The organism is Shewanella sp. SM32 (genome assembly GCF_025654235.1).
Lineage (GTDB): Bacteria > Pseudomonadota > Gammaproteobacteria > Enterobacterales > Shewanellaceae > Shewanella > Shewanella oncorhynchi.
In genome coordinates this window covers 1-24963 of the sequence record NZ_JAKKRO010000007.1, presented here as the reverse complement: position 1 = coordinate 24963, position 24963 = coordinate 1, and the positions used below count along the sequence as shown (strand labels likewise).

23 protein-coding genes, 1 pseudogene and 1 riboswitch are annotated in these 24963 nt (G+C 45.4%); of the genes and pseudogenes, 13 read left to right on the top strand and 11 right to left on the bottom strand.

Annotation, left to right across the window (positions count from 1 at the left end):
- Nucleotide 1: 1 nt before the first annotated feature.
- The 3 genes from moaD to moaA form a co-directional block, all read right to left on the bottom strand.
- Entirely contained in the window at nt 2-253 is a 252-nt protein-coding gene (gene moaD / locus L5M10_RS04450) for a molybdopterin synthase sulfur carrier subunit (protein WP_006079756.1), read from the bottom strand.
- A 23-nt stretch (nt 254-276) separates the two neighbouring features.
- On the bottom strand, nt 277-753 hold the full coding sequence (moaC, locus tag L5M10_RS04445) for a cyclic pyranopterin monophosphate synthase MoaC (protein ID WP_006079755.1): 477 nt from the start codon (nt 751-753) through the stop codon (nt 277-279).
- A 96-nt stretch (nt 754-849) separates the two neighbouring features.
- The gene (moaA, locus tag L5M10_RS04440) at nt 850-1830 is read right to left on the bottom strand and encodes a GTP 3',8-cyclase MoaA (RefSeq protein WP_263164940.1); all 981 of its coding nucleotides are present in this window, start codon (nt 1828-1830) and stop codon (nt 850-852) included.
- Nucleotides 1818-1951: riboswitch (molybdenum cofactor riboswitch) on the bottom strand. Its footprint overlaps the gene before it by 13 nt.
- A 247-nt stretch (nt 1952-2198) precedes the next feature.
- Here moaA and L5M10_RS04435 point away from each other — a divergent pair.
- Both L5M10_RS04435 and L5M10_RS04430 read left to right on the top strand, forming a co-directional pair.
- Nucleotides 2199-3848: an electron transfer flavoprotein-ubiquinone oxidoreductase gene (locus tag L5M10_RS04435; RefSeq protein ID WP_263254916.1), complete on the top strand. Its 1650-nt coding sequence runs from the start codon at nt 2199-2201 to the stop codon at nt 3846-3848.
- A 348-nt stretch (nt 3849-4196) separates the two neighbouring features.
- Nucleotides 4197-6113 carry a methyl-accepting chemotaxis protein gene (locus L5M10_RS04430; protein WP_263254915.1) on the top strand — a complete coding sequence of 639 codons (1917 nt, stop codon included), beginning with the start codon at nt 4197-4199 and terminating at the stop codon, nt 6111-6113.
- A 76-nt stretch (nt 6114-6189) separates the two neighbouring features.
- Here the strand turns inward: L5M10_RS04430 and L5M10_RS04425 are convergent, their stop codons facing one another.
- The 4 genes from L5M10_RS04425 to L5M10_RS04410 all read right to left on the bottom strand — a co-directional run bounded on the left by L5M10_RS04425 (nt 6190) and on the right by L5M10_RS04410 (nt 10040).
- Nucleotides 6190-6546 (bottom strand): DUF4870 domain-containing protein, encoded by a 357-nt coding sequence (locus L5M10_RS04425; RefSeq protein ID WP_105251079.1) that lies wholly within the window; start codon nt 6544-6546, stop codon nt 6190-6192.
- A gap of 36 nt (nt 6547-6582) precedes the next feature.
- The gene (locus L5M10_RS04420; RefSeq protein ID WP_263254914.1) at nt 6583-7278 is read right to left on the bottom strand and encodes an MOSC domain-containing protein; all 696 of its coding nucleotides are present in this window, start codon (nt 7276-7278) and stop codon (nt 6583-6585) included.
- 135 nt (nt 7279-7413) lie between these two features.
- Nucleotides 7414-8874 carry a diguanylate cyclase gene (locus L5M10_RS04415; protein WP_263254913.1) on the bottom strand — a complete coding sequence of 487 codons (1461 nt, stop codon included), beginning with the start codon at nt 8872-8874 and terminating at the stop codon, nt 7414-7416.
- A 314-nt stretch (nt 8875-9188) separates the two neighbouring features.
- Nucleotides 9189-10040 (bottom strand): PfkB family carbohydrate kinase, encoded by an 852-nt coding sequence (locus tag L5M10_RS04410; RefSeq protein WP_131525131.1) that lies wholly within the window; start codon nt 10038-10040, stop codon nt 9189-9191.
- A gap of 361 nt (nt 10041-10401) precedes the next feature.
- Between L5M10_RS04410 and L5M10_RS04405 the strand changes: the two genes are divergently transcribed.
- Nucleotides 10402-10584, top strand: a complete 183-nt coding sequence (locus tag L5M10_RS04405; protein ID WP_113941356.1) for a hypothetical protein — start codon at nt 10402-10404, stop codon at nt 10582-10584.
- Nucleotides 10585-10623: 39 nt separating this feature from the next.
- On the opposite strand, the gene L5M10_RS04400 is transcribed toward L5M10_RS04405, so the two are convergent.
- The gene (locus L5M10_RS04400; RefSeq protein WP_198572490.1) at nt 10624-11019 is read right to left on the bottom strand and encodes a hypothetical protein; all 396 of its coding nucleotides are present in this window, start codon (nt 11017-11019) and stop codon (nt 10624-10626) included.
- 348 nt (nt 11020-11367) lie between these two features.
- Between L5M10_RS04400 and ovoA the strand changes: the two genes are divergently transcribed.
- The gene (gene ovoA / locus L5M10_RS04395; RefSeq protein ID WP_263254912.1) at nt 11368-13482 is read left to right on the top strand and encodes a 5-histidylcysteine sulfoxide synthase; all 2115 of its coding nucleotides are present in this window, start codon (nt 11368-11370) and stop codon (nt 13480-13482) included.
- A gap of 141 nt (nt 13483-13623) precedes the next feature.
- On the opposite strand, the gene L5M10_RS04390 is transcribed toward ovoA, so the two are convergent.
- Entirely contained in the window at nt 13624-15579 is a 1956-nt protein-coding gene (locus L5M10_RS04390; protein ID WP_263254911.1) for a methyl-accepting chemotaxis protein, read from the bottom strand.
- 358 nt (nt 15580-15937) lie between these two features.
- Here L5M10_RS04390 and L5M10_RS04385 point away from each other — a divergent pair, with 358 nt between their 5' ends.
- The 8 genes from L5M10_RS04385 (at nt 15938) to glnG (ending at nt 23376) form a co-directional block, all read left to right on the top strand.
- Nucleotides 15938-16249 carry a pyrimidine/purine nucleoside phosphorylase gene (locus L5M10_RS04385; RefSeq protein WP_219254978.1) on the top strand — a complete coding sequence of 104 codons (312 nt, stop codon included), beginning with the start codon at nt 15938-15940 and terminating at the stop codon, nt 16247-16249.
- 328 nt (nt 16250-16577) lie between these two features.
- On the top strand, nt 16578-17174 hold the full coding sequence (locus L5M10_RS04380) for a TetR/AcrR family transcriptional regulator (protein ID WP_263254910.1): 597 nt from the start codon (nt 16578-16580) through the stop codon (nt 17172-17174).
- A gap of 171 nt (nt 17175-17345) precedes the next feature.
- A complete protein-coding gene (locus L5M10_RS04375; RefSeq protein ID WP_263254909.1) occupies nt 17346-18503 on the top strand; it encodes an iron-containing alcohol dehydrogenase in 1158 nt (385 codons plus the stop codon).
- A gap of 59 nt (nt 18504-18562) precedes the next feature.
- Nucleotides 18563-19255, top strand: coding sequence for a type 1 glutamine amidotransferase domain-containing protein (locus tag L5M10_RS04370; protein WP_263254908.1), 693 nt, complete (start codon nt 18563-18565; stop codon nt 19253-19255).
- A gap of 132 nt (nt 19256-19387) precedes the next feature.
- Nucleotides 19388-20014, top strand: a complete 627-nt coding sequence (locus tag L5M10_RS04365) for a glutathione S-transferase family protein (protein WP_263254907.1) — start codon at nt 19388-19390, stop codon at nt 20012-20014.
- A 204-nt stretch (nt 20015-20218) separates the two neighbouring features.
- Nucleotides 20219-20725 (top strand): DUF4124 domain-containing protein, encoded by a 507-nt coding sequence (locus tag L5M10_RS04360; protein WP_263254906.1) that lies wholly within the window; start codon nt 20219-20221, stop codon nt 20723-20725.
- A 153-nt stretch (nt 20726-20878) separates the two neighbouring features.
- On the top strand, nt 20879-21925 hold the full coding sequence (gene glnL, locus L5M10_RS04355) for a nitrogen regulation protein NR(II) (protein ID WP_105251067.1): 1047 nt from the start codon (nt 20879-20881) through the stop codon (nt 21923-21925).
- A gap of 38 nt (nt 21926-21963) precedes the next feature.
- A complete protein-coding gene (glnG, locus tag L5M10_RS04350) occupies nt 21964-23376 on the top strand; it encodes a nitrogen regulation protein NR(I) (RefSeq protein ID WP_263254905.1) in 1413 nt (470 codons plus the stop codon).
- A gap of 145 nt (nt 23377-23521) precedes the next feature.
- Here glnG and L5M10_RS04345 read toward each other — a convergent pair whose 3' ends face one another.
- Together L5M10_RS04345 and L5M10_RS04340 are read right to left on the bottom strand one after the other, a co-directional pair.
- Nucleotides 23522-24073, bottom strand: coding sequence for a porin family protein (locus tag L5M10_RS04345; protein WP_263254904.1), 552 nt, complete (start codon nt 24071-24073; stop codon nt 23522-23524).
- A 208-nt stretch (nt 24074-24281) separates the two neighbouring features.
- On the bottom strand, nt 24282-24746 hold the full coding sequence (locus L5M10_RS04340; protein WP_317630136.1) for a hypothetical protein: 465 nt from the start codon (nt 24744-24746) through the stop codon (nt 24282-24284).
- 78 nt (nt 24747-24824) lie between these two features.
- Here L5M10_RS04340 and L5M10_RS04335 point away from each other — a divergent pair.
- A pseudogene (locus L5M10_RS04335) lies at nt 24825-24963 on the top strand (IS4 family transposase); the annotation flags it as partial.

Below are 24963 nucleotides of genomic sequence, written 5' to 3'. Positions count from 1 at the left end.
ATTAACCTCCTGTAACCGGTGGGAAAAAGGCGACTTCATCACCATCGTTTACAGGTGTATCCCATTGGCTAATGGTCTGATTTACCGCCACCAGCAATTTGTCAGAGGTTAATACTTTAGCCCATTTGTCGTCGGTTGCCGCCAGCGTTGCCCGTAATGCTTCGGCAGTTTGTGTCTGCTCGCTCGCCTCTAGGCTTAATTTAGCTGTGCCCAACAATTCTCGAACTTGAGCAAAAAACAACACGTTAATCATAGTCTTCTCTCGTTTTTGATACGCTAAACCTTAAAATGTCCCGACTTGCCGCCACGCTTTTCCAACAGACGGACTTGGGAGATCACCATATCTTTTTGCACGGCCTTGCACATGTCATAGATAGTTAACGCCGCCACTGAAGCTGCAGTTAACGCTTCCATCTCTACGCCCGTTTTGCCGGATAACTTGCACAGGCTAGTAATACGCACGCGGTTATGTTCAGGTTGTGCCTCTAAATCGACTTCAACTTTCGTTAGCATCAGCGGATGGCAGAGAGGGATAAGGTCTGAAGTTTTTTTCGCGGCTTGAATGCCCGCAATACGCGCGGTCGCAAACACATCACCCTTGTGGTGGCTGCCACTCATGATCATCTCGAGTGTCGTGCTCGCCATCTCGATAAAAGCTTCTGCACGGGCTTCGCGCTCGGTAACGGCTTTTTCAGTTACATCGACCATATGGGCATTGCCATCGGCATTAATATGAGTAAATACATTGCTCATTGGAGCGATCCTTTAATTGAGGTCAAAACAGGGTACAAGGGAAATTGAGCTTTTACTCGCGCTAAATTGGCTATAGCCACAGACCTAAAATCAGGTCTAGCCGCCAATAGAGGCAAGATGCTGAGTGACACCTGTGATGCCTTGATGCAAGTAATGGGTTTCTTTCTTCTGGGCTAATTGACCGTGCAGACGCTCAATTAATTCCGCTTGCTGGTTAGAATGCTGTAGCAGATCACGTAAATCGACACCGGATTCCGTAAAGAGGCACAAGTGCAATTTACCCTTAGCAGATACCCGTAAACGGTTACAGGTAGCACAAAAATTATTGGCATAGGGCATGATCAAGCCGATACGGCCCTGATAATCGCTGCGGCTGAAATTTTGGGCTGGACCATCGGAGGCGCTTGGCGTATCTAATTGCCAGCTATCTGCCAGTAACTGCGCTTTGATGTCAGCGCCCGCTAGATGATGTGCTTCAAAATACTCACGACCAAGACCCGTTTCCATCAGCTCGATAAAACGCAGGTCGATTGGCGTGTGTTTAATCCAGTGTAAAAAACGTGGCAAATCTTTATCGTTTAAGCCTTTAAGCAGTACGGCGTTGATTTTTACTCGCTCGAAACCTGCTGACAAGGCGGCATCAATCCCCCGCATCACTTCATCAAACTTATTTTCGCCAGTGATCTGGTAAAACATTTTGGGATCTAAACTATCCACGGACACATTGATACGACGCAAGCCAGCATCGAACCATTCTTTGGCATGCTTTTCGAGTCGATATCCATTAGTGGTCGTCGCAATAGTATGAATGCGCGGGTTATCAGCGACGACACGAATGATGTCGGTAAAGTCTTTACGCAGGGTAGGTTCACCGCCTGTAATGCGGATTTTTTGGGTGCCGACTTGGCTAAATGCGGAGACTAAGTTTTCTATCTCATTGAGAGATAAGAATTTTGGTTTACCTTCAGGATGATAACCATCAGGGAGGCAGTAACTGCATTTGAAGTTACAAACGTCAGTGACTGACATCCGTAAATAGTGAAATTTTCGACCAAAGCTGTCTTGTAATTGAGACATGATCACCTTTCCAAGTGTGGGAGGTGAGAGCATTTCTTATCCCACCCCGGTGGCATTATTACCACGGCTACACCTCCATATCTTTCGACTTAGGCAGGCAAGCTCGGAGAACCGTCGTCGGTGATTATAGGCCGAAAGTACTCACTAGCTATACCCCTAAACAGGTATTTATTAACCTAGATCACGCTAGCGTGAATAATCTGTGACAGTCCTCACCTAAAGATTTGTATTGAATTAGACTAAACAGCAGCTTAATCCACTGTGACCTTATCTTATTTTCAGGTAAGGTGGTGCAAGCAATAAAACGCCCGTTTACAAACTACAACACTCGATAAAAATCGGGGAAACGTGAAGGAAGAGGTGAACTGATGGAACGCGAATCAATGGAATTCGATGTTGTTATCGTCGGTGCTGGTCCAGCTGGCTTGGCCACGGCATGTCGATTAATGCAAATATCACAGGATTCAGGTAAAGAAATTACCGTCTGTGTGGTAGAAAAAGGCTCAGAAGTGGGCGCGCATATTCTGTCAGGCGCTGTGTTCGAGACAAAAGTGCTAGACGAGCTATTCAGTGACTGGCGCGAAAAAGATGCTCCAATAAAAACCGCTGTCACCCACGACGAAATTTACCTACTCAGCTCAGCCACCGACGGCAGAGTCATGCCTAATGCTTTTGTGCCAAAAACCATGCACAACGACGGCAATTTTATTATCAGCGTCGGTAATCTATCCCGCTGGCTTGCCAATCGCGCAGAAGAACTCGGTGTCGAAATATTCCCCGGCTTTGCCGCCAGTGAACTACTATTTAACGCCGATAACAGCGTTAAAGGTATTTTGATTGGCGATATGGGAGTGGGTGCCGATGGCGAACCCAAAGACAGCTTTATGCCAGGCATGGAGTTGCACGCTAAATATACCGTTTTCTCCGAGGGTTGCCGCGGCCACTTAGGCAAGCAACTTATCGAAAAATACCATTTAGATAATGGTAAAACACCACAGCATTACGGTTTAGGCTTCAAAGAAATTTGGAAAGTCCCCGCCGAACAACACGAACAAGGCAAAGTCGTTCACACTGGTGGCTGGCCATTAACCGAGGGCGCATCGGGTGGCGGCTTCCTTTATCACATGGAAGATAATCAAATTGCGGTCGGCCTTATTATTGATTTGAACTACAAAAATCCGCATCTGAGCCCATTTGACGAATTCCAGCGCTATAAAACCCACCCTGTGATTGCTAAGTATTTAACGGGTGGCGAACGCCTTAGTTATGGCGCCCGCGCGATTACTAAAGGCGGCTTAAACTCGCTACCTAAGATGAGTTTTCCTGGCGGTCTTATCATAGGCTGCAACGCGGGTACGTTGAACTTTGCTAAAATCAAAGGCACTCACACTGCGATGAAGAGCGGGATTGTTGCAGCAGAAACCTTAGGTAAAGCCATGATGGCTGGGGTTGAAGGCGGTAAAGATCTCGACTGTTACCAAACCCACCTTGAAGAAAGCTGGCTATACGAAGAATTGCATAAATCCCGCAACTTTGGTCCAGCGATGCACAAATTTGGTACCTATTTAGGCGGCGCATTCAACTATATAGATCAAAACTGGTTTGGCGGAAAGTTCCCTATCACACTGCGTGATGAGCACCCAGACTATGCGCAAATGGCACCTGTGAGCGCTTACAGCAAGATTGATTATCCAAAACCCGATGGCAAGCTTAGCTTCGATAAACTGTCCTCAGTGTATCTGTCGAGCACTTATCATGAGGAAGATCAGCCCTGCCATTTACATCTCAAGGACAGCAGCATTCCACTGGGCATTAACTTGACTCAGTTTAATGAGCCAGCACAGCGTTACTGCCCAGCCGGCGTGTATGAAATCGTCGAAGAGGCGGGTCAACCCAAGTTTGTAATCAATGCGCAAAACTGCATTCATTGCAAAACCTGCGACATTAAAGATCCGAGCCAAAACATCACTTGGGTTACACCGGAAGGCGGTGGTGGTCCAAACTACCCCAACATGTAACATTTGGATGATAAATGTAAATAATGGCGCTCAGTGGAGCGCCTTTTTTTCACCTTTTACACGAATAGTTCACTTTTTTTGCTTGCCCTTACTCGCGACATTGGCCACAATTGCCACACAAAAAAGAGTTCGTTTTCAATCACCATCTCATTTCCATCTATACTCTACATAATTAGATCTACAGCAAGACCAACAGGTTAGGCCAAATAAGTGTTCTATACGCTGTTTTATTCGGCAATCGGCCTAGACTAAGGTTAACTTTTAACATTTCTGTCCGATAATCTTTTACCGTACAAGAGTGCGTTGACCGATAACTCAAAATAGTCCAACACAGGCATATTGATATTTATGATATTTAATAACCTCACCATTAAGCAGAAAATTCTATTAACAGTGACATTTGCAGTACTGTTGTCGACCATACTCGTCGGCGTATTAAGCCAACGTAGCGCGAAAAATGTCGTACAACAAAGGATGTTAGGCTCGGAATTACCGAGCTTAATGATGCAAATTCGCAATAAGATCGATCTCGACATTTCCACTTTGATGAATGCTGCAGAACAATTGGCCAGTAGCCGCATGTTACTGCAATGGCTCGAAGACGGTAGACCACAAGCCCAAGAACCCCAAGTCGTAGCCCAACTCAAAGACATCACTCGTCAGTATAAGCTAGCGCAAGCTTCCTACGCAGATAGACAAACTGCCGCCTACTACACTCAAGATGGTTTTCTGCGAGTGCTCACTCCTGCGCAGGATGACTGGTTTTTTGGTTACCGAGACAGTGGCCAAGAACGTATGTTGAACGTATTTACTGAGGCCAACGGCGAAGTCAAACTCTTCATTAACTACCAACAACCCAATGGTCGCGGCTTAGTCGGGCTCGCTAAATCACTCGATGACATGGTGCGTTTGCTGAGCTCGTTTAAAATTGAAGAAACTGGTTTAGTCTACTTAGTGGATGCTAAAGGTGAGGTAAAACTCCACCCAGATACGAGCCAAATTGGTAAGAGTAGCCTAAGCAACTTATACAAGGATGCGAGTTCAAGCTCATTATTAAACCGCAGTGATTTCAATCTGATCAATACCAAAATCAATGGCGAAAACATGCTGGTTGCCAGTAGTTATATCGCATCTATGGATTGGTACTTAGTCGCACAGGTGCCAGAGGCCGAAGTGTTCGCACTATTAACCGAAGCGGCTTATCAGATCTTAATCTGGACGCTAATAATTGCAGCGGGCTTTATTGTACTCGCCATCGTGGTGGCAGGTTCAGTGAGTCGTCCAATCGCCCAAGTTGCCGCTATGTTCCACGACATAGGCGAAGGCGAAGGTGACTTACGTCAACGTCTACCAGTCAATGGTGAAGATGAAATTGCACAGCTCGCTAAAGGATTTAACAGCTTTATCAGCAAGATACAGGAATCTGTCATCGAAGTGGCACAAACCAGCGAACAGCTTGGTTTCTCGGCTAAGGATGTGTCGAATCAGGCACAGCAAACCTTAGAAGACAGCCACGAGCAGAAAGATCGCACTATGATGGTGGTAACGGCCATTAATGAAATGGGCGCGACGGTTAACGAAATTGCCAGTAATGCCGCCCAAGCTGCGGTTGCCGCCAGAGATGCAGATACTGAAGCCAGCAGCGGCCAAGTTGTGGTAACCCGTGCCCGCGATACCATTAACCAATTGTCAAAAGACGTTGGCCAAGTGGGTGAAGTGATTGAGTCCCTCGCGACCCACACTAAATCTATCGGTGGTATTTTAGATGTGATCCGCGCTATCTCTGAGCAGACTAACTTGTTAGCCCTCAACGCGGCCATTGAAGCGGCACGTGCCGGTGAAGCTGGACGCGGATTTGCTGTCGTGGCCGATGAAGTGCGTAACTTAGCCTCACGCACCGCGGCATCGACCAATGAAGTGCAAGGCATGATCGACAAGCTGCAATCGGAAGCCAGCCGCGCGGTTAATGCGATGGCCCAGAGTCGTACCCGCTCCCACGAAGGCGTTGTGGCCGTCGATGAAGCCAGCAAATCGTTAATTGGCATTAGCGATCGCATTGGTCTTATCAGCGACATGAACATTCAAGTTGCTGCGGCAACGGAAGAACAATCCACAGTGGTGGAGGACATAAACCGTAACGTCACTGAAATCAATGACATTACTCAACGTACTGCCAATACTGCACAAGCGGCGGCACAGGCGAGTTTAGCCTTGAATCAACTGTCACACCGCTTAGATACCTTAGTGGCCAAGTTTAAGGTGTAAAACCTTAAAACTTACGCCATAAAAAACGCCTTAGATGTTTCTATCTAAGGCGTTTTTCTTTAACTCGCAGAGGCAATTAATCCATAGCAATAAATTTAATCGTTAATGGATAGCGATACACTTTACCTTCGCTGGCCTTAATAATCGCCAGCACAGTGCACACCAAATCGAATATGCCGAGTATGGCTAAAAAGATGAAACCTATTCCGACCAAAGCTAATACGCCACTGATGATCACATAAATCAACAGGCTCAATTTAAAGTTCAAACAACTACGGCCACATTGATCGACAAATGCGGACTCTTCACGCTTCATCAGCCAAATGATCAAAGGACCAAGAATAGAGCCCAACGGCACTAGGTATCCAATAAAACTTGAGGCGTATACCAGTAAGCCAAAATCTTTATCACTTTTTGTAACGGGTTCAATCATAGGTCATCCCTGTTTTATCATTTTGAATATAAAGCCTTATTTTCCACTCGGCCCATATAAACGCATTTGCCAATCTTCTACTGTCTGTAATGCTAAACGGCGTTGTAGGCTATTAACCCAACTCAGCGCTAATCCCTCGCAGGAAGCTAAACGATCATAGGCACTGGCATTAAACGTTGGCGAGAAATAGAGTGACATGGCCTCGGCAACACTGATATCAGTACGACGCTCAACTAATTCAATCCTATCGTTTAACTGAATAATCCCTGGGGTTAAGATTCTATAAAACCAACCACATAATTGGCTTTGCTGCATAGCGAGGGCGAATTCTCTGTGACCAAATTGCAGATTCAATTTAAAACAAGGTGAACGCGGCTGAGTCACTTGCACTTTTACTGCGCCAATTTGCAAGATATCGCCAATATTGACTTGAGTTTCGTTCAGTCCAACTGTGCTAATGTTCTCTCCCATGCTGGGCGCATCTTCGAGCTGGGTGATTAAGTCCCAACGACGATATTGGCCGTAGTGCTCGCGGGGGAAATGATGTAGCACGCGATCAAGGCCGCCATGGTGTTTTGGATCGGCCTGCGTGTCCCCTTCAACATGGTCGATATGCACTAACAGTTGTTGAGCTGCTTGCTTACCATCAATCCCCGTAGCAACACCGGACATTTCTTGAAGATGGGTTCCTAAGTACAATCCAGACAATTTATTAATCAACAACTTTGACATCAGCAACTCCAAATCAATGACCTATCGCGCATTACTGTCAGAGTGTAAACCGCGATACGCCAATAACACAATCAACCCGCGCCATAACCCACAAAGGTAGACTAAACATTGCTGCCAAGAAGAACCGAGTAGAGTCTATGAATGATTTAACACCACTTGATTTCGGCCCGCTTCTTTTGCCTGATACAAGGCCAGATCGGCACGTTTAATAAGATCCTCCGCGGGCTCTTGCACTTGATGCTCAGCAACACCAATACTGGCAGTAATAGAAATGTGCAATCCATTCACTTTAATTTCCCGCTGGGAAATGAGGTCACGGATCTGTTCTGCCAGTTCTGCCGCTCGGGATAAATCCATCTCAGGGAGTAAAATTAAAAACTCCTCACCGCCCCAGCGACATAAAATATCCTGTTGTTGTAGTAAGCCACGCAGCATATTAGTCATGGTTTTTAATACTAAGTCACCAATCCCATGCCCATAACTGTCGTTCACTTTTTTAAAGTGGTCGATATCCAACAAGAGTATTGAAATCGGCGATTGTGTCTGCTTAGCTTTATCTAACGCCTGCCTAAAGTACTCATCAAACACCTGACGGTTAGCGGCGCCAGTGAGCTTATCGGTAGACGCCATAATTTCTAGTTTGCGCTGATAACGACCTAAGGTCATGTTTGAGATGAATAAAATACCTAGAGTCACCATTAGGCTTAACGCCAAATTACCCCAAAACGTATTTAACAGTTCCCGCTCCTGTGGCGCATCCTCCTGCTCAACAATTAAATACCACTTAAACTCAGGAACTAAGCGACTATTGAGATAAACCGTTTTCCCGTTTTTCTGATAGCTGAAGGCGGCACTTGGGCTGGTTAAAATACGCGTAGCCAAATTATCAAGCCCTACGTTCGTTTGCAGCGAATCCGTACCGTCATATTGATCGCCATGCAAAGTGACATTACCTTGCCGGTCGGTAAAGAACACTCGGCGGTTATAACGCTTTTGATATAACTCAATTAAGGCTTTAACCTTTTCAACCGCCAACCCCACACCGGTAACACCAATGAATTTTCCTTCAAAATCAAAAACTTTATAGTTAACAAATACGGTTGTCTTACTGCGGTCTGCCGTATCGGCATCAATATTGACCTCATAATGCTCAGATTCGGGTAAAGAGCGCACTCGAAAATACCAAGCATCGTCAGGCTCTACATCTTGGATTTTTTTTAAAATGCCCGTGGAATGGTAATAATTTCGACTTTTCTCAGACACAAAAAAGCTAGTGACTGTACCGTATTTCTCTTGGATTTCCTTAAGGTAACGAATGAGTTTTTCGGGCTCTTGCTCATGACTTAAGGTCCAATCCCGAACAAAGGTATCCTGCGCCATCAAGGATGAAATAAAGATGGGTCGTAACAAATCCTGTTGAATTTCTGAATAAATATTGTCACTTGTGAGCGGTAAGGTATTGCTCTCTATTTGTTGGCTCAGTGAATCATGGGCCACTTTGTAACTGATACCGCTGGTCACTAAAAAGGCGACCAAAAGCAAAACAGACAGAAGCCAAATAAATTTATTTTTATCATTCCAAGCGTTATTGCCCATTCTCAACTCCAAAGACTACAGAACACCTTGAGTGGCTTATTATTTTAATTTAACGATAACTATTTTAGTTGAATAAATGTTAACGCAATTGCGCCATGGCCGCACAAGATTTCTGTCGTATTGGCGTTCTACGATGGAATAACTTTATTTTGAGCAAAAAAATGCCTCGTTGGGGAAACGAGGCAAAAACATACTAACCAATAAATGGGAGAAAAGTACAAGAAAACGTTAAGGGACAAGCTATGCGCCACAAGACATACTCTAGCAAGGCCGTATGACAAAAAGATGACTCAAACTGGTCGCCCGCAGATTTATCATGCGATTTGCTTCGCCTCTAAATACTGTTTTAGTGCCTCACCCGGAATAGAACTATCAGTTGCCACCGCAAATGCCGCCCAAATCGCCCCTTCTGCCATGGCCTCAGTAATCGACTGGCCGATGCAGAGACTGTGGATCAACCCTGCCGCATAGGCATCACCCGCGCCTGTGGTATCAACAACTGTGGCAGGGATAGCAGCAACATGCTGCACTTGATCGTGCGTGTAAACCTTAGCCCCATTGATACCATCGGTGACAATAAAGTAACGCAGACAATCGCCGCCAATGCTTTTGCCATATTCCCAAGATGCGCCATCACAACGCCCCTGAATATCACTCATGGAGGCCAATAAAATATGACAAGGTCTCTGTCTGTCGTCCTTGGCTAATTGCGCGACCACAAGACAATGTTCTAAAGCTGTTTTTGCCCAGCTAACAGAGCCTTCAGCGGAAGTATTAAAATACAGCGCGTCCCATGGCTGCCATTTCGGCGGTACAGATAATTCAAATATGGGTCTTTGTGGCCGAATAATGGTGCGCTCGCCATCTGGCGTCATTACAAGCAGCATTTCGCATGTATTGCCGGCACGGCGCTGCACTAAACGACAATCGAGCCCTTGAGTACTGGCTTCTGCAATGAGCCAATCCCCCATGTCATCACGGCCCACTTGACTCACCAGCGCGACGCTATGCCCTGCCCAGACTAAACCTAATCCGGTATTTGCCCCACCGCCGCCGAGCCTTTGGCCGCCATCTTGATAATGGAAACGTCCACCTGTTTTTAAAGGTTTATCAAGCAGTAAGATCCGATCACAGTTGAGATTGGCAACTAACAGAATATTAGCCATTACACGGCTCCAAAGGGCAAAAAAGCATCAAGGCCAGAAGATAAAAACAAAGAAATATCAATCTAGAGCAAAATGCTCACAGGCACAATCCAATCATCGAGATAGAAACACTATAAGGATATGGCAGCGCCTTGATGTAAGCATTTGTCCCGAAGAAGATGAGGAAAACAGTTATCCACTCATACGGTATAACATAGATGTTAACTCTAACACTTTGTTTAAAATAGATTTATAGAAAAGATAACGTCTCAGGACAAAATGAAGCGTAACCATTTTGAAGCCGACTCGATTAATTATCAGTAGACATAGTTAAAATGCATGCTGGATACATATATTAAATTTATGAATGGAATCAAACGCTATGCTAATGGAAATATGGGATACCGCCGAAGAAAAATCTGAGCAGCTACGCCGTTATCAGCTCTGTATAGATGAATTTAATGAATTGAATTTTCACGATGTTTATATTGCAGAAATCAAACAAGAATACCAACAACTTGCTGAACAAGTAAAAGTGCAGTCAACCTCGGATCCCGAGCGCTAACTGCACTTTGCCATCTAGTTACTCACGATAAACCTTCAATTACTTTATTGGCGTCAATGGTGATAAAGACGCAAATTGTACTGTTAATGTCCAATCTGTAATGACCATATCTGAAGGCTGCCAACTATCATCAACCCACTCATAAACCAAGCCAGGGTTTTCCTCTGCGTTGACTAACAAACGCCGTCCATCTTGCAACACAAGCGTATAATCGAGCCCCTGCGCATCGACACTTTCAATGTCCCCCAAGACATTGTGCTTAATGGCCGAAATAGTTCCGGTTGCCTTAACGGCATCGTTTTCCTTTGCACCGCTGTAAAACTTTAACGCCTCGTTTGCGGCAGTCTTGTGAAAAACAAACTCCTCAGTCACACCCACTACGATCGACGGATCAAGCTCATACCAGGCGGGTATCCATAATGCGTTAATTGTCATCCCGTTATATCCTGCATAATAATTTTACGGACGGGATCATTCTGCCTTAACCCCGACAGAGAAAATACTCTTCAGGGATAAAATAATTTTAATCCCTGTAAGGGATAGCATCACTTTCTTTGTAAGATAATCCCAAACCAGAGGGTCATACCTGAGATGCTTTAAGCTCCAGCACTGATGTTGGACTCAATTGGTCTTTCTGTTAGTTTGTAAAACACTTTGCCTCAAACCGACACATTAAGCTGACAAAGTGATCCTGAGCTCAGTAATCGCGTATAGAGTCACACACGATAGATTAATCTTCCCATGCTTGCACCGCAGGCCGATAAATACGGAGTTTACTTGCCTATGGATAAGCCCATAACGCAACCCCCTCAAACCCTTAAGCTCATTGGTGAAACTGAGGCCGGAAAGCGTCAAGAGCTTAAGCAATACTTTAATCAGACATGGGCTTTATACGAGTCTCTGTATGATTTGATCCAAGAAGATAGCGCCTATTACCTCAAAGCCGAGCCGCTGCGCCATCCGTTAATCTTTTACTTTGGCCATACGGCCACTTTCTATATCAACAAACTCAAACTCGGTAAATTTCTCGATGAACGAGTAAACGACAACTTCGAATCCATGTTCGCCATTGGTGTCGATGAGATGTCTTGGGATGATTTGAACGAACAACATTATCCGTGGCCGGATGTGGCAGAGGTGCGAAGCTATCGCCAACAAGTTAATGCTGTCATCAATCGTGTTATCGATGAAATGCCTCTAGCGTTACCTATCACTCAAAATAGTCCAGCTTGGATCATTTTGATGGGCATTGAACATGAGCGTATTCATTTAGAAACCTCATCGGTGATCATCCGCCAACTGCCGCTGGAATATGTCGCGCCCAACCACCTCTGGCCTGCGTGCCAAGACACCGCCCCTGCCGAGACCAACAGTTTATTGGCTGTAAAAGGGCAAAAAGTGACCTTAGGCAAAACTGAACAAGACCAAACCTACGGTTGGGACAATGAATACGGCCATAAAATATTTAACGTTAATGACTTTAAGGCTGCTAAATTCTTAGTCTCGAATCAAGAATATCTCGCATTCGTCGAGGCTGGCGGCTATCGCTCACACCAATTTTGGAATGAAGAAGGCCAAGCTTGGCTTGCCTATACCCAAGCACAAATGCCGCGTTTTTGGCGCTTAAGACAAGATAAATGGTGGCAACGTAACTTAGTGGAAGAAATTCCGCTGCCATTAAACTGGCCTGTTGAAGTGAATCAGCTCGAAGCTAAGGCCTTCTGTAATTGGAAAGCCGAACAAAAGCAAAGCAATATACGTCTATTAACTGAAGCTGAGTGGTACATCTTACGCGAGAATGTGCCCGCCGATGCGCCCGATTGGCATGAAGTGCCGGGCAATATTGCTTTGGCTTATTACGCCTCTTCTTGCCCAGTGAATCGCTTCGAACATAATGGCTTTTTCGATATTGTCGGTAATGTTTGGCAATGGACAGAAAGCGCAATCGACGGTTTTGACGGCTTCGCCGTACACCCACTTTACGATGATTTCTCCACCCCAACCTTCGATGGCAAACATAATCTCATCAAAGGCGGCTCGTGGATCTCTACGGGTAATGAGGCAATAGCTTCGTCACGCTATGCGTTTCGTCGACATTTTTATCAACACGCGGGCTTTCGCTATGTGGAATCCCCCCAAAATCCAGCTCAAATGGCCGAGGTCAATGTGTACGAAACGGATGAACTGATTTCCCAATACCTTGAATTCCACTATGGCGCCGAATATTTCGGGGTTGCTAACTTCTGCGTCAATGGTGTGCAGCAAGCGCTGAGTGAAATTCAATTGACTCATACAGCTAAAGCCCTCGATATCGGCTGCTCCGTTGGCCGCGCGAGTTTCGAACTGGCAAAAGTGTTTGATCATGTTGATGGTATCGACTTCTCGGCGCGCTTTATTCAACAGGCCTATGCGCTGACAGAACAAGGTGAAAAACGTTACACCATACGTACCGAAGGCGACTTACAGGAATTTAAGAGTGCGAGTCTCGTAAAACTGGGATATGAGCTTGAGGCGAAAAAGGTCAACTTTATGCAAGGTGATGCCTGTAATTTAAAGCCCATCTACACAGGTTATGATTTGGTTTATGCCTCAAATCTTATCGACAGGTTGAACGAGCCTAAACACTTTTTAACCAGTATTGCCCAGCGAATTAATCAAGGTGGATACCTTGTGATTGCCTCGCCATACACTTGGCTTGAAGATTATACGCCCAAGGATAAATGGTTAGGTGGCGTTAAAGTCAAAGGAGAGAACTTCACCACCTTAGATGGTTTGACCGAAACCTTGATCGGCAAATTTGAGCTGGTCGCAGTGAAGGAAATCCCCTTCGTGATCCGCGAGACTAAACGTAAATTCCAACATTCCATCTCAGAAATGACAATTTGGCGTAAACGTTAATGCTCACTCATGGGATAACCAACTGAAGTCCTAATAAAAATATCCGCCAGAAATCCATTTCTGGCGGATGTGTAACATCCAGCTCAGTCACATTTACAGCACCAACTAAGGTGAGAACACTGTAAATGCAGCGAAAAATATCTACACCTTAAACTGTGCCGTTGTTAAACCAAGCTGATTTGCTAACCCCAACAGACTCCGCGTACTTGCTGCTACTTGGCTGATAGCCGCACTATTTTCCTCCGCCGCCACGCTTAAGCCAGCAATCCCCTGCGCAATCGTCGCCGAAACCGTTGTTTGTTCTTCCGCAGCGGTTGCGGTTTGAATCATTAATGCCTTTAAGGTTTCTAAGCGCAAAGCAATATCATCCACCGCGGTCTGCATTCCATCCGCATCTTCTGCGGTTTTAGAGGCTTCAGTGGAACAAGTCACACTATGCAACGCCAGCACACCTGACTGTTGCTGAATACCTTTTAACACTTGCCCAATATCCTGAGTTGCTAATTGAACCTTCACTGCTAACTGACGCACCTCATCGGCAACCACAGCAAATCCACGACCATGCTCGCCAGCTCTCGCTGCTTCAATCGCCGCATTAAGAGACAAGAGATTAGTTTGTTCCGCAATCGCATTTATCACCGCCAATACTGAGCCGATTTTCTGACTATCCGCCTCAAGACTGCCCACCTGTTGATGAATAGTTGCAAAACTACTCAAGGTCACTTTTAAGCTTTTACGAGTACTGGCCAAGTTTTGCGAAAGAATTTCACTCGAATGGGTACAGGCGGACACTTCATCGGAGGATCTCATCGTATTCGTGCTGATTTCAGCTGCGGCATAACTCATTTCTTCAACTGCAGTGGCCAACATATCAGTTTCTTTAGCCTGCATCTGAATACTGCAATCGGCTTGGGTCATGGCGGCAGAGTTTTGTTCGGCGGCAGATTCAAGTTCATGCCCAACGCCCACCAGCTGACTGATGATTTCTTTGAGCTTAGTTTGCATCCGCGCCAACCAACTCATCAGGTGATTATCCGTTTGAACATGCGGTAAATTATGAGTTAAATCGCCAGAGGCGATCATACTGGTCAAGTTACACATGTCCTCAGGCTCACCGCCGAGCGGCTTTAATACAAACCCTGTAACTAGCTTAGCGGCAGCGAATGCCAACACTAAGGCTGCTGCACAAACAGATAAACCGATAAACATCATACGGTAGGCGGGAGCAGCAATTTCACTCACATCAATTTCAGCCATCAAACCCCAACGTAAACCGAGCTCAACGACAGGAGAATAAGCGGATAAAACGGGATTATTGTTATAGTCATTCACTTGCATCACACCCGATTTACCAGCCAGCGCCTCCTTTACCGCCAGCGTATCAACACCATTCTGAGCTACCGTTCCCGCAAACGAAGCCGTAACAGTGCGATTAATGGGGTCAAGAAAGGAATCAGAACGCATGCGATTATTTGGGCCAATGAGATAAGTTTCACCACTTTGACCCATACCCTCACGAATTTGCATAACTCTGTTAATGCGATCGATTGATACTTGAGCCGCCACCACCAATCTTTGCTGATTAAACTGAATCGACTGGCCAATAAATGCCGCAGGTTGACCATTTGAAGGCGCGTATGCGGAAAAATCTTGTAGTAATACTGTGCCCGCCGATCCCAATGCCTTATTGAATAACTGTGCTAATCCCGAATCATGGAAGGGTCCAGTACGCAAATTGGTGCCGAAATCAGACTCCTTCGCCACTGTATATAAAACGGTGCCATCGTCACTAATAATAAATAGGTCATAAAAACCGAGGGATTTATTTAATGACTGCAAGGTTTGATCTATGTCAGTAAGAGTATCGAGGCTTTTTTGGCTGGCAATTACGGCGCTGACGGCCTGCAGGTTATCGGAAAAGTCCTGAAACATGCCAACAATCTGCCGTTGCTTGATCTCACGCACAGCCACTAAACGAGACTGAGCCTCGGCAAACAATTCATCGCGAGCAATGTAAGTCACTACTGCGGTGGCAAATATGAGGGGTAATAGGACAATCAATAAACTGATAAGCTGAATTTTACGAGTAAAACCCATGGTGAGACTCCTTGTCGCGCGTCGAATTCCATTCCTTCAATCTTTGCAGAATCAAACCTGCCTTAAAACTATAGGAGAAGAATCTCAGCTAAACAAAGCGGTGCCGACTATTTTCATCAAAAGTTCACTAAAATTCCGACAACTCATTATTTTTAAGTAGAAAAATGATTAATAACTTTAAATGACAGCCACACCATACCGACCATTTCACACAAAATGATATAGTGGGAAATAAGCAATAAACTGAACGTTAGCATCAACTTATATTGAATGCGCACATCCATGCGACAAATGATGCATTGAAATTTATTAAATATGCATATAAATTCACCCCAAGCCAATTTATAGAGGATTAATAATGAGTTTACTCGAGCAAGTGTCAGTATCTAAAAAAGCCAACATCTACTTTGATGGCAAAGTGGCTAGCCGTAGCGTATTTTTTGCCGATGGCAGCAAGCAAACCTTAGGTGTTGTATTACCAGGGGAATATGAGTTCTCAACCTCCCAAGGCGAAATAATGGAAGTCACCAGTGGCCGTTTTGAGGTGTTGTTACCGGAGAGCTCTGTATGGCAGGAGTTTAGCGAAGGCACTCAATTTGAGCTGGCTGCGAATGTTAGCTTTAAAATCCGCAATACTGCCATTGCCGAATATTGCTGTAGCTACCTCTAATCATCTCGATTGAGTGGCAGTACGATTAATATTTCACATCAATCGTGAATAGAATGCTCACAGTGACGGTTTATCTCAGCACTGTGAGTATGTTGTCCTACCGAACCATTTCACCATTTCACCATTTCACCATTTCACCATTTCACCATTTCACCATTTCACCATCAGAATGCCCTATCCATCTGACATTTATCAATTTTGCAATTTTATTAACCTAGCTCAAGGCAGCGTAAAACTCACAATGCAAAGCATACTAAATCGAATGTGTTGAAATCGCCGATAAAAACAACACTAGACGACCGGTCTAATTTGATTTATCCTATCCCACATGAAAATTGAAACTCAATCCACTCGCCAGCACATTCTCGACATCGGCTACAAGCTGATCGTACGCAAAGGCTTCTCCAGCGTCGGCTTATCCCTACTGCTGCAGGCGGCCGAAGTGCCAAAAGGCTCGTTTTATCACTACTTCAAATCCAAAGAACAATTTGGCGAAGCGCTTATTACTGATTATTTTGAAAAATATCAATTCGATTTAGACGCATTATTCAATGACTCGACACTGACAGGACATCAACGCTTGATGCAATACTGGCAACAATGGTTGCACGTACAAGCCGATGGCTGCGTAGATCAAAAGTGTCTAGTCGTGAAACTCAGCGCCGAAGTGGCCGATTTATCCGAAGCCATGCGTGTTGCCTTACTTAAAGGTTCCGCCGGTATCATAGAGAGGTTAACAACTTGTGTTCAAGTGGGCATAACCGATAGATCAATCGCCGAGCAAGATCCGCAATCGACCGCAGAAATGTTGTATCACATGTGGTTAGGCGCCAGCTTAATGAACAAGTTGGGCCACAGCCCTGCGGCACTCGAACGTGCACTCGTAACGACTAAAGCCATTTTAACACCCAAAACGGTTCCTTAATTTAAACCGACTCAAAACTAATATCTGCTGATATCGATCAGCCCAGATTTTTAAAGAATACATTTTCACGCCCCAAAATTAGACGACTGGTCTACTAATTTAACGGGCGATTAATTAATGCAGCTCAATTAACGCTGCTCATTTAAAGTAATAATAGGAATAACATCATCCATGCTAAATTTTAACTATTACAACCCGACCCGCATCCGTTTTGGTAAAGACACTATCGCCGAAATTGATTCTCTAGTACCGAGCGATGCTAAAGTGATGATCCTCTTTGGCGGCAGCAGTGCTAGAAAAACAGGCACGTTAGACGAAGTTAAACAATCATTGGGCAATCGTTTCGTCGTCGAATTCGATGGCATTGAGCCAAACCCAACCTATGAAACCTTAATGAAAGCCGTCGCCCAAGTGCGTGAGCAGAATATCGACTTCCTCCTCGCGGTTGGCGGTGGTTCGGTTATCGATGGCACTAAATTTGTTGCCGCTGCAGCGGTATTTGAAGGTGAACCTTGGGACATTCTCACTAGCTGGGGCGCCAATGTGACTCAAGCTATGCCTTTTGGCTCAGTCTTAACCTTACCTGCGACGGGTTCCGAAATGAACAACGCCAGCGTAGTAACCCGTAAATCACTACAGGCTAAACTGCCATTCCGTAATGATTTGGTTTATCCACAATTCTCAATACTCGATCCGACTAAAACCTTCACCCTACCGGAGCGCCAAGTGGCCAACGGTGTTGTCGATGCTTTTGTACATATCACAGAGCAATACTTAACTTACCCCGTTAACGCCGCCGTGCAGGACAGATTTGCCGAAGGTCTTTTACAAACCTTGATTGAGCTTGGTCCACAAGTGCTAGTTCAACCCGAAGATTACGACATTCGCGCTAACTTAATGTGGGTTGCCACTATGGCACTCAACGGCACGATTGGCGTCGGTGTTCCCCACGACTGGGCAACTCATATGATAGGCCATGAACTAACTGCACTTTACGATATCGACCATGCGCGCACATTGGCAATCGTATTGCCAGCCCTGTTGCAATGTACAAAAGAGGCTAAACGCGAAAAGCTACTCCAGTACGCCGACCGTGTGTGGCACATCAACACAGGTACAGATGACGAGCGTATCGACGCCGCTATCGCAAAAACCAAGGCTTTCTTCGAAGCCATGGGCATACCGACACATTTATCTGCCTATGATCTCGATGCCAGCCACGTTGATGCTGTAGTGAAACAGCTTGAACTGCACGGCATGGTGGCACTCGGCGAACATGGCAATATTGACCCAGCCATGAGCCGTGACATTTTGACTTTAGCCCTCTAACGTCAAATGAACTAAACCCAAAGCTCACACAGATTGATGTGAGCAACTAAGGTAAATGCATGAAAATGAATATATTAATGGTACTCACGTCGCACGATAAACTCGGTGATACGGGTTTAAAAACCGGCTTTTGGCTCGAAGAATTTGCCTCACCTTTTTATGTTTTTAAAGATAAAGGTTTTGACATTACCTTAGCCTCGCCACTGGGCGGTCAACCACCACTCGATCCAAAAAGTGATGAGCCAGACTTTCAGACCGAAGCCACTGCGCGCTTTAGCAAAGATCCTGAGGCTCAAGCACTGCTAGCGAATACCACTCGCTTAAGTGAAATCAATGCAGCCGATTATGATGCGGTTTTTTATCCGGGCGGCCACGGTCCACTGTGGGATCTTACCGAAGATAAACATTCTATCGTCTTGATTGAACAGTTTTATCAAGCCAATAAATCCCTAGGGCTCGTCTGTCATGCGCCTGCTGCATTGCTGCACCCTAAAACCAGTGATGGCAAGCCATTGGTCAGCGGCAAGCGTGTTACCGGTTTCAGCAACTCTGAAGAAGAAGCCGTGCAACTCACTCATGTCGTGCCATTTTTGGTTGAAGACATGCTGCAGAAAAATGGTGGCAATTATGTCAAAGGTGATGACTGGACAAGCTTTGTCGTCGCAGATGGCCATTTGATCACAGGCCAAAATCCGGGATCATCCGAAGCCGTAGCCGAAACCATAGTTGCGCAATTGAATGCGAGAGGCTAAGCGATAAATACGGACGCTCAGCTTGGAATGAACAAAGACAGGCGCACAAGTGTGCTAAATGCGTTAAAAAGAGCTGTCGCACCATAATGGTGCGACAGCCAAAATGTACTCTCACTGTCCAAAGGAAAGCCCATGATCACCTTGCACCATCTCAATAAATCACGCTCTAAACGTATCATCTGGTTGCTAGAGGAGCTCGGTCAACCCTATGAAATTAAGAGTTATCAACGTGATAGCCAGACTTTTCTCGCGCCACCCGAACTTAAGCAAATTCATCCGTTAGGTAAATCACCCGTTATCGAAATGGACGGTCAAGTGATAGCAGAATCGGGTGCGATCACCGAATATCTTATTGAAAAATATGCGGCGGATACCTTAGCCCCCGCCAGAGACAGCGCAGACTATGTCAGTTATCTGCAATGGCTACACTTTGCCGAAAGCTCAGCCATGCTGCCTTTGTTACTGCGTATGTTCGTGCAAAAGGACGGTTGTAAAACCAATTTCCTTGAAGGTTATGCGGCGATAGAAGTCAGTAAGATAAGCCATTACTTCAATGATATGTTGGCCGATAAAATCTATCTTGTTGCAGACAAGCTCACGGGTGCGGATATCATGATGTCCTTTGTTGTAGAACTACTGGCGAACAGTGGCGATCTCGCGAAATTTGAACACATTGAACGCTATGCCACTCAATTATCCCAACATGCCGCTTGGGTCAAAGCGAGTGAGATCGAGAAACAACTCGATGCAAGCCTTTAATTGATGGATAGAATTCGGGCACATGTTAGTGCCCGAGCTTAACCCACTTTAACTAACCCCTGTTTCTGCCTCCCCATTTTCTGTCGACTTTATACCTTCTCTGTGGTGACGTCCTTAACCACTTAGCGCAACAAACACCATGATTTTTGATGTAAAAGAGACTAATCTTGATTAACTCTATCTCAAGGCTACAGGGACTTTAGCATGCGTTCACTCACACTCATCGGCTTAGTGCTATTTAGCATGTTAGCGCAAGCGACTGTTTATAAATGGGTCGATAAAGATGGCAAAGTCCATTACTCCGATGAGCAGCAGCCAAATGCCCAAGTCGTTGAGCTAAAAGATAAGACCTTAAATCAAATTGCCCTTCCTCTGCCCAAAACAGACTTAAACAGCTCAAATCAAGCAATTGAATCTATTCAATATCAAGTCAATATTACCTCTCCGACCGAAGAGGAAACCGTCAGAGATAACAATGGCGATTTCGACGTCGTTGCGACTATCACCCCAGAGCTAAAAAGTCAGTATTTGATGGCCCTCAAGCTCGATGGCAACCCCGTCGGTCAGCCGCAAATTGGCGGTACCTTCAAACTCAAAAACATCGACAGAGGTGAACATACCTTAGTCGTTGACGCTTTGACTCAAAACGGCAAAGTCTTTGCATCAAGTTCACCAAGAAAGATATTTCTTCATCAAGCAGCTAAGCGTTAATGTCACTATTTGTATAGTAAAAGTTAGTATAAAAACTTTAAATACATGAAGTTAGATTAACTCCTCCTGACTAAACCGTTTGATGAAGACAAGTTGCAGCTTGCACCAGATTGGTGCACCATAGTGGTGCAACCCTATTTCTAGGAATGGTCGATGGATAAAGAGACACTGCTCAATCATTTAGTTACCGCTGTACTTGTCATAGATAAGGATCTCAAGCCTTGTTATGCCAACGCAGCAGCAGAGCAATTATTAGGTGTTGGTAGCCATAGACTCGTAGAACAAACTTTGCCTGAGCATTATCAAATCCTCGGTGTCGACGCCAAGCTATTAATGGATGCAGTAACAGCCGGCCAAGGCTTAACGGTCAATACGGCAGCACTAGTCACGCTCGATGGCCAACATCATACCGTTGATTTAACCCTTATTCCCCTCGATGATGAGGCAGAGCTCAGCCTGCTCGAACTGCGCCAAGTCGACCAACAAAGACGCATTCATCAGCAACTGAGTCAAGATGCACAGCAACAAGCGGCGCAGTTTTTGGTGCGCAACTTAGCCCATGAAATCAAGAATCCTTTAGGCGGCCTTCGCGGTGCGGCGCAGCTATTATCGCGGGAGCTGGATGATCCGGCGCTGAAGGAATTCACTACACTCATCATAGAGCAGGCCGATCGGCTGCGTAATTTAGTGGACCGTCTGCTCGGCCCGCAAAGGCCGACACAGCACAGTCTGCACAACATCCATCAAGTGGTGCAAAAGGTCTATAAGTTAGTTGAAATGGCGCTGCCCGCTAACATCCAGCTCAAACGGGATTACGATCCATCCATTCCCGATATCGAGATGGATCCTGACCAAATGCAGCAAGCTGTGCTGAACATTTTACAAAATGCGGTGCAAGCACTTGAGCATACGGGGGGCGAGATTTTGATCCGCACTCGCACTCAACACCAAGTCACCATAGGATCACAGCGCCACAAGCTAGTGTTAACCCTATCGATTATCGACAACGGCCCCGGTATACCGCCTGAGCTAATGGACACATTATTTTATCCCATGGTGACAAGCCGTGAGCAAGGTTCAGGTTTAGGCCTCTCGATTGCCCATAATATTGCCCGTTTACACTCGGGAAGGATCGATTGCCTCTCCAGCGCTGGGCACACAGAATTTATCATTTCATTACCAATTTTAAGCGCTAAATAATTTCGACAGTACCTACCCATACCGTATGAGGAAGCAAGATGCGAATTAGTGAACAAGTGTGGATCCTCGACGATGACAGCTCGATACGCTGGGTACTCGAAAAGGCACTGCAAGGTGCTAAGCTCAGCACCGCCAGCTTTGCCGCCGCCGAATCCCTGTGGCAGGCATTAGAAATATCGCAACCGCACGTGATAGTGTCAGACATCCGTATGCCCGGCACGGATGGTTTAAGCCTGCTCGAACGATTGCAGGTGCATTATCCCCATATTCCCGTGATCATTATGACAGCGCACTCAGACTTAGACAGTGCAGTGAGTGCCTATCAAGCGGGCGCATTTGAGTATCTGCCTAAACCCTTCGATATCGATGAGGCTATCTCTCTGGTTGAGCGCGCACTTACCCATGCTACTGAACAGAGCCCAGCACCCGCGCAGGAAGCCCAAGTCAAAACACCCGAAATCATAGGTGAAGCGCCAGCGATGCAGGAAGTGTTTCGCGCCATAGGCAGACTTTCACGCTCATCGATCAGCGTGCTGATCAATGGTCAATCTGGGACGGGAAAAGAGTTAGTGGCTGGCGCGTTACACAAGCACAGCCCACGTAAAGATAAGCCGTTTATCGCGCTGAACATGGCTGCGATCCCTAAGGATTTGATCGAATCAGAGCTATTCGGCCACGAAAAAGGTGCCTTCACCGGCGCAGCCAATGTCCGCCAAGGTCGCTTCGAACAAGCAAACGGTGGCACGCTCTTTTTAGATGAAATCGGCGATATGCCGTTAGACGTACAAACACGGTTACTCAGAGTGCTCGCCGATGGCCAGTTCTACCGCGTCGGTGGTCATAATGCGGTGCAAGTCGATGTGCGTATCATAGCGGCGACCCACCAAGATCTTGAATTATTAGTGCAAAAAGGCGGCTTTAGGGAAGATTTGTTCCATCGCCTCAACGTGATCCGCGTGCACTTGCCGCCACTGTCACAAAGACGGGAAGACATTCCCCAGCTCGCTACCCATTTCCTCGCCTCGGCAGCAAAGGAAATTGGCGTAGAAACTAAAATAATGACCAAGGAAACCGCGGTAAAACTCTCCCAATTACCTTGGCCAGGTAATGTCCGACAACTCGAAAACACCTGCCGTTGGTTAACCGTAATGGCATCGGGGCAAGAAATTTTACCCCAAGACTTACCGCCAGAATTACTGAAAGACCCTGTGAGTGTCACCCACACGGCGAAAGGCAGCCAAGATTGGCAATCGGCACTGACTGAGTGGATAGACAAAAAACTCTCGGAAGGAAACAGCGATCTGTTAACTGAGGTGCAGCCCGCGTTCGAACGCATACTGCTAGAAACTGCGCTGCGCCATACCCAAGGCCATAAACAGGAAGCGGCGAAACGTTTAGGCTGGGGACGAAATACCTTAACGCGGAAATTAAAAGAACTGTCGATGGATTGAGTAGATAAAATAACGTTACTACTCGTTATATCAATACAAGCTTATTCATAATCAAACAATAAAAAGGGATATCTTCACATCCCTTTTTATTTGAAATTCATTTCATTTTCATTGGCATGAATTAAATATGCCAAATCTAAAAAAATTAGAATTGATAATGCATACCTACAGCGAATTGCTTAATATCAGTGTCAATATCTTTTAATCCTAAATAGCTACGGTCTGCATCTAAATCACCCGTAGTGACATCATAGCTTACACGGATATTTAAGTGTTCTGTTACGGCGGCATTAACACCTACACCATAAGTCCAACCAAAACCAGTAAAGTCTTCATCGTAGCCATCAACATTCACAGCCATAGATGCGATACCCACTTTGGCATAGGCAGAAAAAATATCATTAATTTGTGCAGTAAATTTAGGTGTGAAGCTTAATGCACCTGCACTAATATCAACATCCTTATCGCCTAAGTCACCAGTGGCAAACAGGTTAGCTTCTAAACCAAACCACTCATTGAAGTTATAGCCACCGTATACGCCTACACCAGTACCAGTTTCTGAACCATCAAAAGCATCAGCTGTGACTCTATTTAATGCACCACCCACATAAAATCCAGTAGTGTCGGTTGCTGCAGAGACTTGAGTGGCCGCTAATGCTGATAATAAAGAGATAGCAACAATTGATAATTTATTCATCATAATTCCCCAATGATTTAACGAAAGTATTAGACTGCGCGGATATTACAATAAGCAATTCTGAAGTGTCATGATTTAAATTATCAAAATACAAATCATACAGCATTGATTCAGCTTGAGTCGGAAAATGGAAATTATTGTTATTCGTTATGTGGCTAAATAATATTTACTGTAAGTATTATTTTTTAAATTGAAACAACTAACGATTTTAACTTAGCACCCGCAACAATCCTATAAAACTCGCATATAGCCAACGGATGAGGGAACGACGCCTTCTCACATCCAAACATTCGGATACGACAACTCTGCCAGTCGCCACACAAGTAATACGTGTACGCCAAAGAAATAATGGCCAGACATGGACTCGATAAGCTTGGTTAGCAATGTCGAGATCAATTTTCTGCGGTAAGTAATAAAGATGTTTACGCAGGACTAACTGACTCCAAGCCCCCGCTATCACAGGAGATACGGTACTATCTGCTTGATTTACTATCGAAGATTTCTGTTCCATCAGGAGCGTGATTTCTGCATTCATAGGAATGCTAACGTCAGAAACCACAGATTCGGCTATCAACTCAAAGCGAGTCGATAGCCTATGATAGCGGCATATCAATCGAGTGGAATGATCCCATCTGTGACTTTGCTCTGAAGAATCCCCTGATGATTTACAAATAAATCATCAAATTAGGGTGGAAGCGCATCTTGTTGCATGATCAAATGGTTTCGCTAAAAACTACACTTGGACAACAAGATGCGCGAAGCCAATATCCTACAACATTCTTTACACCAATACTGCCCAGAACTTCACCTAAAACGATTAAACAGCTTGATGCTGGCCTCTAAGGCACTGATTGAATGTAAGACACTGACCTTGACTGAGTTAGGTCGAA